This is a genomic window from Micromonospora sp. FIMYZ51 (genome assembly GCF_038246755.1).
Taxonomy (GTDB): domain Bacteria; phylum Actinomycetota; class Actinomycetes; order Mycobacteriales; family Micromonosporaceae; genus Micromonospora.
Map to the genome: position 1 here is coordinate 6784751 of NZ_CP134706.1, position 11305 is coordinate 6796055.

Annotated in this window: 6 protein-coding genes and 2 pseudogenes; 6 read left to right on the top strand and 2 right to left on the bottom strand. The window is 72.7% G+C overall.

The features are described 5' to 3' along the window. Positions 1-15 precede the first annotated feature (15 nt). The 4 genes and pseudogenes from QQG74_RS30535 (at position 16) to QQG74_RS30550 (ending at position 7781) form a co-directional block, all read left to right on the top strand. Positions 16-624 carry a rhodanese-like domain-containing protein gene (locus tag QQG74_RS30535; RefSeq protein WP_341721450.1) on the top strand — a complete coding sequence of 203 codons (609 nt, stop codon included), beginning with the start codon at positions 16-18 and terminating at the stop codon, positions 622-624. Then, positions 621-1397, top strand: a pseudogene (locus tag QQG74_RS30540) (sulfite exporter TauE/SafE family protein); the annotation flags it as partial. The gene QQG74_RS30535 and the pseudogene QQG74_RS30540, both read left to right, overlap by 4 nt. Before the next feature lie 92 nt (positions 1398-1489). Then, the gene (locus tag QQG74_RS30545) at positions 1490-4414 is read left to right on the top strand and encodes a BTAD domain-containing putative transcriptional regulator (protein WP_341718075.1); all 2925 of its coding nucleotides are present in this window, start codon (positions 1490-1492) and stop codon (positions 4412-4414) included. Between the two features lie 307 nt (positions 4415-4721). Then, complete coding sequence (locus tag QQG74_RS30550) at positions 4722-7781, top strand: hypothetical protein (RefSeq protein ID WP_341718076.1); 3060 nt, start codon at positions 4722-4724, stop codon at positions 7779-7781. 148 nt (positions 7782-7929) lie between these two features. Here QQG74_RS30550 and QQG74_RS30555 read toward each other — a convergent pair whose 3' ends face one another. Together QQG74_RS30555 and QQG74_RS30560 are read right to left on the bottom strand one after the other, a co-directional pair. After that, entirely contained in the window at positions 7930-8331 is a 402-nt protein-coding gene (locus QQG74_RS30555; protein ID WP_341721451.1) for a PPOX class F420-dependent oxidoreductase, read from the bottom strand. A gap of 273 nt (positions 8332-8604) precedes the next feature. After that, positions 8605-9468, bottom strand: a pseudogene (locus QQG74_RS30560) (NAD(P)-binding domain-containing protein); the annotation flags it as partial. Positions 9469-9540: 72 nt separating this feature from the next. On the opposite strand from QQG74_RS30560, the gene QQG74_RS30565 reads away from it, so the two are divergent. Beyond that, a complete protein-coding gene (locus QQG74_RS30565) occupies positions 9541-10212 on the top strand; it encodes a MerR family transcriptional regulator (RefSeq protein ID WP_341718077.1) in 672 nt (223 codons plus the stop codon). 89 nt (positions 10213-10301) lie between these two features. Then, the gene (locus QQG74_RS30570; RefSeq protein WP_341718078.1) at positions 10302-11054 is read left to right on the top strand and encodes a DUF559 domain-containing protein; all 753 of its coding nucleotides are present in this window, start codon (positions 10302-10304) and stop codon (positions 11052-11054) included. The last annotated feature ends 251 nt before the right edge of the window (positions 11055-11305 follow it).

Genomic DNA, 11305 nt, shown 5'->3' on the forward strand with positions numbered 1-11305 from the left:
CACAACCCCTCGACCATCGACCCGGCCACGCTGCGCGACCTGCTCGCCGACGGGCGTACGCCCCGGCTGCTCGACGTGCGCACTCCCGGCGAGTTCGCCACCGCGCACATCCCCGGGGCGTACAACGTGCCGCTGGACCTGCTCCGCGAGCACCGCGATGAGCTGCGCCGCCACCTCGACGAGGAGGTGGTGCTGATCTGCCGGTCGGGCGGTCGCGCGACCCAGGCCGAGCGGTCCCTGGCCGCCGCCGGGCTGCCCAACCTCAGGGTGCTCGACGGCGGCATGCTCGCCTGGCAGGCGGCGAACGCGCCCGTCAACCGGGGCCGGCCCCGCTGGGACCTGGAACGGCAGGTACGGCTGGTCGCCGGCTCGATCGTGCTGGCCAGCATCCTGGCTTCGGTCTTCGTGCCGGGCCTGAAGTGGGTCGCCGCCTTCATCGGCGCCGGCCTGACCTTCGCCGCGCTCACCAACACCTGTGCCATGGGCATGCTGCTGAGCAGGCTGCCCTACAACCGTGGCACCAGCTGCGACCTGGACAGCGTGGTCGGTCAACTGCGGCAGGAGGACCAGCCTCGGCAGGCGGACCAGGTGCGGCAGGACGGTCCGGCCCGGACCCGGCCGTGACCACCCTGCTCCTCACCCTGGCCGGTGCGGTACTGATCGGAGTCAGCCTCGGCCTGCTCGGCGGAGGCGGCTCCATCCTTGCCGTGCCGCTGCTGGTCTACGTCGCCGATCTGCCCGCGCGGGAGGCGATCGCCACATCGCTGCTGGTCGTCGGGGTGACCAGCGCGGTGGGCGTACTGCCGCACGCCCGGGCCCACCGCGTACGGTGGCGCACCGGGTTCGTCTTCGGCCTGGCCGGCATGGTGGGCGCGTACGCCGGCGGTCGACTCGCCGCGTACGTGCCGACCACGGTCCTGCTCACCGGCTTCGCGGTGATGATGCTCGCCACCGCGGTCGCGATGCTCCGTGGACGCCGGCCCCTGCCCGGAAGCAGGCAGGAACCTCGGCGCGACGCCGAGAGTGGGCCTGCCACACACCAACCGCGAGCGCTGCGGATCGTCCTCGACGGCCTGCTTGTCGGCCTGGCCACCGGCCTGGTCGGTGCCGGCGGCGGATTCCTGGTGGTGCCCGCCCTGGCCCTGCTCGGCGGTCTGCCGATGCCGGTCGCGGTCGGCACCTCGCTTGTCGTCATCGCAATGAAGTCCCTCGCCGGCCTGGCCGGCTACCTCTCCACAGTCAGCCTCGACTGGCGTCTCGCCACCGCCGTCACCGCCGCCGCGGTCGTCGGCAGCCTGCTCGGTGGCCGGCTGGCCGGCCGGATCCCGGCCGCGCGACTGCGCACGGCGTTCGGCTGGTTCGTGGTGGTGATGGGAGTCTTCGTGCTCGCCCAGCAGCACGCCATCGGATAGCCGACAGCCCGGCCGCCAACCTCGCCGACCCGCTCGGGGGTCCCTATCCCCGAGATCGACTGAGGGAGTGGAGCGGGATGGCGGACGTGGAGGTGTCGGTGCTCGGCCCGATGCGGTTGCGGGTCGAGGGAGCGCAGGTCAAGGTCGGGCCACGCCCGCGTGCCGTGCTGGCCCTGCTGGTGGCGGCCGGCGGGCGGGCGGTGCCGGCGAGCACGCTCATCGAACAGGTCTGGCCGGACAGCCCGCCCCCGGCGGTGCACAACACCCTCCAGGGGTACGTCGCACTGCTGCGCCGGACGCTCGAACCCGGTCGGGTGGCCCGCGCCGCCGCTCGTACCGTGGTCTGGGACGGCTCCGGCTACGCGCTGCGGCTGGCACCGACAAGTGTGGACGCCGCCCGGTTCGAGCAGGCGGCCACCGAGGCGCACGCGGCGCTTGTGGCGAACCGTCCGGCGGCGGCGGTCACCGCGCTGGACGCGGTGCTGCCCACCTGGCGTGGCCGGCCGTACGAGGACGTGGCCGAGGCCGAGCCGCTGCTCGCGCACGCCGCCCGGCTGGAACGGGTCCGGGCCACGGCGGTGGCCGACCGGCACGCCGCCGGCATCGCCCTGGGTGAACACAGCGCCGCCATCGCCCCACTCGCCACGCTTGTCGAGGAGCATCCGCTCGACGAACGGCTCTGGGAGCTGCTGGCACTGGCGCAGTACCGGGCCGGTCGGCAGGGCGACGCGCTGGCGACCCTGCGGACCGCCCGACGACGGCTGGCCGAGGAACTCGGCGTCGACCCGGGCGACCGGCTGCGCCGGCTGGAGTCGGACGTGCTGGCCCAGGCTCCCGCGCTGGACCCGATCGCCGGTTCCGGGTCGATCCGGGTCACCGGTGGCCCGCCGCCCGGCCGGCTCCCGATGCCGGTGGACGGGCTGGTCGGTCGGCGCGCCGAGCTGACCGAGCTGGCGGCGCTGCTGGCCCGGCACCGGCTGGTCACCCTGGTCGGGCCGGGCGGCGTGGGCAAGACCCGGCTCGCCCTGGAACTCGCCCGGTCCGCGCCGCCGGGCTCGACCGGCCCATGGCTGGTCGAACTGGCCCCGGTACGCGACCCGGCGCTGGTGGCCGCGACGGTGGCCCGCGCGGTCGGCCTGGTCGGCGTGGAGAGCCTCGACACGCTTGCCGCAGTGCTGCACGGTTGGGAGACGCTGCTGGTGCTCGACAACTGCGAGCACCTGACGGAGGAGATCGGCCGGGTGGTCACCACCCTGCTCGGCGGCTGTCCCGGGGTGCGCGTGCTGGTGACCGGCCAGCAGCCGTTGCGGCTGACCGGCGAGGTGCTCGCCGAGGTGGGCCCGCTGCCGCTGCCCGAGGCGGTGGAACTCTTCGTCACCCGGGCGCGGGCCGCCCGGCCCGGCTGGCAGGTCGACGAGGCCGACGGGCGGCTGATCCGGCGGATCTGCGCGGCGGTCGACGGGCTGCCGCTCGCGGTGGAGATCGCGGCGGCGCGGTCCCGCGTACTGCCGCTGGACGTGCTCGCCCGGAGCCTGACCGACCGGTCCCCGCTGCTGGCCGACGAGCGCCCCGGCCCGGCCCGGCACCGCTCCGTCGCCACCGCCATCGCCTGGGGCTACGACCTGCTCGAACCGGCCGAGCAGCGGCTGCTCCGCACGGCCAGTGTCTTCTCCGGCGGGTTCACCCTCGACGCCGTCGCCGACCTGGCCGGACGGCTCGACGCCGGGTCGGGCCTGGCCGGACGGCTGGACGCCGGGTCGGATGATCTGCATCCGCCCGACGCCCGGCCCGCCGCCGACCCGGCCGGCACGGTCCTGCGGATCGGCAACCTGACCGACCGGTCCCTTGTGGTACGCGGGCCCGACGACCGGTACCGGATGCTGGAGCCGATCCGGGCCTTCGCCGAGCGGGCCCAGGACCCGGCGGAGCGGGCCGGTGCCCGGCAGGCACACCTGTGCTGGATGCGGGACCTGGCGGAAACCGCCGAGGCGGGGATGGTCGACGGCCGGGCCGCGTGGTGGACCGCCCGGATGGGCCCGGAACGGGACAACGTCCGGACCGCCTTCGCCACTGCCCGCAAGGCCGGGGACACCGTGACGGGCCTGCGGTTGGTCGGCGCGCTGATCTGGTTCTGGTACCGCTGGGGGGCGATCGACGAGGGCGGCGCGCTGCTTGGCGAGTTGCTTGACGAGGCCGAGCGTCGGGGCGATGTCGACCCCCGGCTCACCGCCCGGGCCCTGCTCGCCCGGGCCGGGCTGCGTTACCTCGCCGGTGACATTCCCTCGGCGTACGCGCTGATGAGCGCCGCCGTCGCGCACGCCGAACGGGCCGGCGACCAGGTCACCCGGGCCCGCTGCGCCGGCTACGCGGCGCACTTCGCGGTGCTCGTCGGCGAGGACCCGCAGTCGGCGCTGGATCGGGCGACGGCAGCGATGCGGCTGGCCGAGAAGACCGGGCTGGACTGGGTGGGCGCGGAGGTGGGCACCTCGCTCGGGCTGGTGGTGCTGCTCACCCGGGGCGCGGAGGCCGCCGCCGGGCCGCTCGCCGACGCATGGCGTACCGCAGTGGCCTGCGGCCATGACTTCGCCACGAGCAACGCGGCCTGGTCGTTGATGCTTGCCGAGCTGGCCCGGGACCGGGCCGGCACGGCGGCCGGACTCGGGGCCGCCGCGTTGGTGCAGCGGCAGGACGCCGGCGACGTCACCTCCTGGATGATGGTCGCCCACACCACCGCCGGCGCGTTGGCCCGGCTCGCCGGCACCGACGCGGCTCCCGGCGGACGGGATCCGGCCATCGACGGTGCCACCGTGCTGGGTGCGCTCGACGCGATGTCGGCGACGCTCGGCTTCACCCCGGAACGCACCGACCCGGTACACGCGCCACAGGTACGGGCCGCGCTGGCGGCGGCGGCCGGCCCCGAACGGTTCGCCGCCGCGCTGCGCGCCGGCCGCGAGCTGGACCCGGGCCAGGTGACCGACCTGCTGGCGGCCTACCTGCGGTGACCTGCGCCGGGGACCGGCTCGTCCCTCGCCACCCGCCGGGACCGGGGTCGACATGCAGGCCCGCCGGGACCCGGGTCGACATGCAGGCCCGCCGGGACCCGGGTCGACATGCAGGCCCGCCGGGACCGGGGTCGACATGCAGGCCCGCCGGGACCGGGGTCGACATGCAGGCCCGCCGGGACCGGGGTCGACATGCAGGCCCGGCGGGCGGCCGGGGAGGCCGGCGGCCGACCTCCAGTCGTTCCACAGTGCTGCTGCCCAGACTGTCCGCGCCGGTCGCCGGGGGGTGGCCGGCGAAGGAGGAAACGTGACAACCACACTTCGTCGGCGCAGAGCCGGCGACATCCGCAACCGGCGTCCAGGGCTCATCGCCGGGCTGATCTCGGTCGTGTTGTGCCTGACCCTGGCACCGGCCGTGCCGGCCAGCGCCAACGGGACGGTCGACTGGGACGCGCAGCAGGCGCGGGACCGGCTGTTCTCCGCGTACATGCGGATCCACGCCACCGGCACGCAGGGTCTGCGGGACATGGTGCTGTCGGTGGCGACGATGGACTGGCGTCGGGCGAACCCCAACGCCAGCACCGCCGACATCAGCCGGCACATGGCGCTCGTCAACGCCGAGTTGGACAAGCGGGCCACCGCCGACGTCTACGGGGCGGGGGCGTACTCGACGCTCGTCACCCTGATCGACGCGGCGTCCGGGGTGCCGGGGGTCAGCATCGCCACCCCGGCGCTGCGGGCACTGCTGGAGAGCACCGTCGGCGAGCAGTTGGCGCAGACCGCGGCGATCGAGAACCAGGTCACCGGGGCGTACCAGACCAACATGTACCTGACCGCGCTCTACGGGGTGCAGGACCACGCCTGGGGTGAGGTCACCCGGTTCGGGCAGACCGACGCGGCGTTCACCGCCGCCTGGAACGGCATGATCGGTGGCCGGGCCGGGGTCATCCTGGACGCGAGCATCGACCAGTTGCAGGCCGACCCGCTGTTGGCCACGTACGTCGACGTCGAGGCGTTGCTGCTGCACCAGAACAACATGAACGACTACCTCGCCGAGATCCGTCGCCAGGTGCAGGCGGGTCTGGCCTCGCTGAACGCGCAGAACGAGCAGATCCGCGACCAGTTGGAGGCGCTCTCGCTGAAGTATCCGGTGGGGCCGGGACCCAAGCCGACCCCGCAGGACTACACCCGGGCGCTCGGCGAGGCGGCCGACCGCCAGGTGGTGCTCGACGCGGCCGGCTCCGGCCTGTTCATCCTCGCCACCCTGGCCGGCTTCGCCGACGAGAACCTCGGCAAGCACATCTCCACCGTCGGCAAGGCCGGGCTGGCCATCGCCACCGCGATCAACAACTACCTGCCGACGGTGGCCGGGCTGGGCGTGGCCCAGGCGCTCGGTTCGCTGAGCACGCTGGCGCTTACCGGAAACATCCTCGGCGCGGTGATGAGCGTGCTGCCAATGTTCGCCAGTGGGCCCACGCCGGAGCAGATGATCCTCGACCAGCTCGCCGCGCTGCGCGAGGACGTGAACAACCTGCGTACCGAGATGCACGGCCGGTTCGACGCCATCGAGCGGGCGCTCAGCGTGGTCTACGTCGACATGATGGGCCAGTTCGACCGGCTGTTCCAGGAGAACGAGCAGGTACGCCGACAGCTCACCGACATCCAGGCCCGGCTGCTGCAACTGGACACCAAGCTGGACTCGCTGGCGCTGTTCACCGCGCGGGCGTTGCAGACCACCACGCTCATCCCGATGCGGACCACAATCAACGGCTTCGTGAACTACGAAGCGCGCACCGGCGGGCCGATGACCTACGACAAGTACAGCGACGACGTCGAGCCCCCGATCCACTACGGCACCACCGACCTGTCCCGCAAGGAGCCGATGGCCTCGACCTCGGCCTCCTTCGGCGACGACCCGATCACCATCCTCAACCGGTACGGCCCCGGGGGCTCGCTGTCGTACCTGATCTGGCTGGCCAACGCGCGGTACGGTGCCAGCCTGCCGGAGCCGGGAAACACGGCACCGTCCTCCGGGGTGTTCCAGCTCGGCGGCCGGGCATACGCCGCGCTCCAGTTGCAAAACCCGGAGCACGCCCGGCGGATCGCCAAGTACCGGGCCGACGAGGTGCGTCAGATCGGCACCGACCACCTGAACGCTGCCCGGGTGCTCAGCTCGTCCACGGACGGCAGCCCGAACCGGATCTTCACCCAGTTGATCAGCGAGTACCGGCAGGACGTGGCGAACGTCAACGCGGAGCTGGTCAAGGTGCGCGACCGGCTCACCGACAAGGCGTACAACCCGTTCGGCGCGGCGGACGCCAACCCGAGCGCCCGGGTCGCCGGGCCGGGCACGCTGCCGATCTGCTCCGGCTACGGCCTGTCCCGGGCCACCCCGACCAACGCCTTCCAGGGCATGCCCAACGTCTTCCACAACGCGGCGATCGTGCTGCCCGCCAGCCGCAAGCCGACCTTCTCCGGCTGCTGGAGCGCGCAGTGGACGGACATGGAGGGTGACCCGACCGAAACCTGGGCGGCAAACCTGGAGGTGACCATCCGGGTCCGGGCGCAGTGGCCGGGCCAGCCGGTGCAGGAGATCCGGACCCTGCGCGCCAAGCGGTGGTACGGCAACGTCTGCGTCTACAACCGCAAGACCGAGACGCAGACCTGCAAGTTCGCCGACACGGTGGCGCAGGACAACTGGAGCACCTACAAGACGCTGCTGGAACAGTCGGCGACCAGCACGACCGTCGCGGCCCAGGTCACCGAGGCGACCAGGCAGGTCGAGGCCGGCTTCCACGGCAAGATCCGGCAGTACTACGAGACGGTGAACGAGGAGCTGCGTACCGCCACGCCGCTGGAGCAGAAGAAGCGCCGGTTGGCGGAGACCATCGCGCTGCTGCGGGCGTACACCGAGGTGGCCTTCCCCAAGGCGCTGGCCGGCAACGCCACGCTCAGCTCGCTGCTCTTCGGCGCGCTGCGGATCCCGGGCGACTACTCGGCGCTGCCGGGTGCCGCCGCGCCGGACCGTACCTCGATGTCCGACGCGTACGCCCGGGCCATGCTGAACTACGCCGGGTGCGAGCAGGCCGGCGCCGGGGCACCGTGCCAGCTCGGCTTCAGCCCCAACGTACGCACCCACCAGGTGGCACCGTACGACTCGACGTGCACGGCCGTGGCCGGCTCGACCGGTGACCACGTGAGCAACTGCCTCACCGCCCTCTCCGCGTCGCGGGCGGACCAGCTCGCCGCGCAGTACGTCCGGCACTTCCGCGAGGTCAAGGACGGGGTCTACGTCGAGGGCTCGCCCGAGGTGGAGGCACTGGTCGCCGAGTTGGCGGCGGTGGACCGGGTGAACCGGGCCGGCTGAGCCGGTCCTGGTCAGCTGAGCCGTCTCCGGACGGCTGGGCCGTCCTCGCTCGATTGAACTGTTCCTGGTCGGCTGGCCGGCCCGGTCAGCTCGCGGAGAACCGGCCGGTGGTGCTCAACGCGGAGCGCCACCGGCCGATTTTCCCCCGTCAGCCGATCCGCTCGCCGTACACGCGGTCGACCGTCATCGTCATGAGCACCCGACGGTCGGCGACCATCACCGACCGGTACTCGGCCCAGTCCGGATGCTCACCGGCGGCCCGGCGGTAGTAATCGACCAGCGCCGCCACCTCGGGGCCGTCCGGGTCGGTGCCCGGACCGGTCAGGGTCGCCGTGCCCTCGGCGGTCGCCCACGCCCGGCCGTCGGCGCTGGTCACCTCCAGCGTGGCGCGCGGGTCCCGGCGCAGATTCGCCGTCTTCGCCCGCCCTTCGGTCATCGACACGTAGAGCAGACCGGCCGCCCGGTCGTAGTAGGGCTGGACCGGCGAGAGCTGCGGTCGACCGTCCGACTTGATCGTGGCCAGCACCCCGAGTCGACTCTGCGCGAGCAGCGCACGCGGATAGTACGGCTCAGCCGTCTGCTCCGGCTCGGCTCCCGGGCCCGGCTCCGGTTCGGCGTCCGGCTTCCGGTCCGGGTCCGGGTCCGGGTCCGGGTCCGGGTCCGGGTCCGGGTCCGGGTCCGGGTCCGGGTCCGGGTCCGGGTCCAAGGCTGACACCGGGTCCAACGCTGGCACCGGGCCCGGCTCTGGCACCGGGTCCGGCTCTGGGTCCGGGTCCAGCGCTGACCTCGGGTCCTTGGCTGCGGCCGGCGGGCGGAACTGCTCGACCATCGCCGCGTAGCTGCTGCCACCGTGTCCGTCGGCCACCGCCCGTTCGGCAAGCGTCCGGGCCAGCCGGGACGGTTCGACGGCGACGCCGAGCGCCTCACCCTCCGCGATCACGTGCGCCATCGCGGCGAGGTGCGTGTCGACTGTCGAATCGTCGGCCGGATAGACGCCCTCGTCGATCTGCTTCGCGTAGCCGGACAGCCAGCCGGTCACCGTCACGATTCCCCGGCTCGCGATCGGGGCGAACGCCGCCGCCGGCACCCCCGCCGCGCCGAGTACGGCGGCCCCCTGCACGAAGCCGTTCAGGATGCCCCACATCAGGCCCAGCACGGCCACGTCGTACAGCGACGACAATCCGTGGTCGTCGCCGACATGGATCGCCGGGCCGAGACTGCCAAGCGTCGAGGCGTACCGGTCGAAGACCGGACGCGGACCACCGTAGAGGAGAGCGGCCCGGTCGCTGCCGATCTCCGCCGGGCCGGCCATGATCGCGCCATCCAGGTAGCTGCCGCCCCGATCGGCCACCCACTGGGCGGTCTTCCGTGCCGCCGCCGAGTCGCCCGAGGTCAGGTTCACCAGGACCCGGCCCTCCAGCGCCGCGCCAAGCGGTTCGAGGATCTCCCGTACCGCGTCGTAGCCGGAGACGCAGACGATCACGAGCGGGCTGGCCGTGAGCGCGGCGTCAGCCGAGACCGCTATTCGGGCACCCAGGGCGGCGAGGTCGGTCGCCTTCCCCGCCGTACGGTTCCACACCGTGGTCGGATGCCCGTCGGCGAGCAGGGCCGTGGCCAGTGCCCGGCCCATCAGGCCCAGCCCGAGCACGGTCACCGGGGTACGGCTGCCGTCGTGGTCGTGCATCATCTGCTCCCTCGAAGTTCGGTCCTGGTGGGTATCGTCAACCTTCACATCGATATGAAGGTCAAGGGAGCCGCTGTGCTGATCGGGGAGTTGAGCCGACGGACCGGCGTCAACCCGCACCAACTGCGCTACTACGAGAGCCAGGGCCTGCTCGAACCGACACGCGGCCCGAACGGCTACCGGGAGTACGCCGAGGACGCCGTGCTGACGGTGACCCAGATCCGGCGGCTCCTCGCGGCCGGCCTGTCCACTGAGGACATCGCGTACCTGCTGCCCTGCGCCACCGGAGAGGGCCCCGACCTGGAGCCCTGCCCCGAGTTGGTGGCCGCCCTACGCGCCCGCCTGAACGCCCTGGACGACCGCATCAACGCCCTGACCCAATCCCGCCACGCCCTCCACACCTACCTAACCGCCACCACCACCCCCACCCCCGCCCTAACCACCCCCACCCCCACCCCCACCCCGGCCCCCGCGCCCGCGCCCGCGCCCGCGCCCGCGCCCGCGCCCGCGCCCGCGCCCGCGATCTTGCACTTTCGGTCGCTGAAATGCCACTTATATGGCATATGCGGGGGCAGGAAGTGCAAGATCGCCGAGGGTTTCGGGGTGGGCGGGAGCGCGGCGTGGGGATGGGGGCATACCACGGGTGGAGGGGCGGATGGGGGTTATCCACAGAAGGGATGGTTGTCCACAGGGAGGCGGGGTCGGGGTCGCACGTTCGCCCGAGGGCGGCGGATGGTGCCGGGATGACTGCTCATCTGTGGCAAGTGCAAGATCTGATGCGGACGCTCAGCGCCCGACGGCTCCGGACTCGGCTGGGTCGGGAGGAGTTGCGCCGCGTGCGTCGCGGTGTCTACACCGATCAGCCCTTCGACGACGAGGACGAGCTGCGTGCTCTCCTGCTGTGCCTGCCGGAGGGGGCCATGTTCGCCCGGCAGACGGCGGCCAGACGGTACGGCTTCGGTGTGCTGCGCGACCACCTCGTACACGTCCAGGTGCCGGTCAACGTGTCGAAGCCACGGCTGCCCGGCCTGGTCGTACATCATTCCGTGTTGCCGGTGCAGCCGGTGTTCGTGCAGGGGCTGCCGTACGTGCCGGCGGCACGTTGCGCTGTCGACCTGGCACGTACGGTGCGGCGTCTCGACGCGCTTCCCGTGCTCGACTGCGCCCTGAGATCCGGCACGGTCACTCGGGACGACCTGCTGACTGAGGCCAATGCCCATCGAGCGCTACGCGGCGTGCGGCAGGCGCGCGAGTTGGTGCCATTGGCCGACGAACGGGCGGAATGCCGCCAGGAGAGCCAATTGCGGTTGGTGCTGCTGGACGGGCGGCTTCCGCCACCCGAGCCGCAACTGCGCGTCCACGACGCCTACGGCTTCCTGCGCTATCGGCTGGACCTGGGCTACCGCGAACGCAGGATCGGCATCGAGTACGACGGCGCCTCGCACCTCGACCGGGAGAGTCTCCGCTACGACCGGGATCGCGTGAACTGGCTCGATGAGCAGGGTTGGCGGATGCGCTACTTCACCGACCGCGACCTCTATCGCCGCCCCGCCCACATTGTCGCCACCATCCGGGCCGCCCTCTCCTGAGCGCCCCACGCCCGACCTCACCTCCGCCGATCTTGCACTTTCCGCCGGGGCAAATCCCCCCCTTCCAGGACATCTCAGCGACCAAAAGTGCAAGATCGGCGGGGGCGGGGAGGGCGGGGAGGGAGGAGGGAGGGAGCGAGGGAGGGCGGGGAGGGAGGGGAGGGAGGGGGTGGGGGTTAGGCGGGGTGGGGGTGGCGCGGAAGGTGATTGTGTAGGTGAAGGAGGTTCCGTCTACCTGGAAGGCGTAGCAG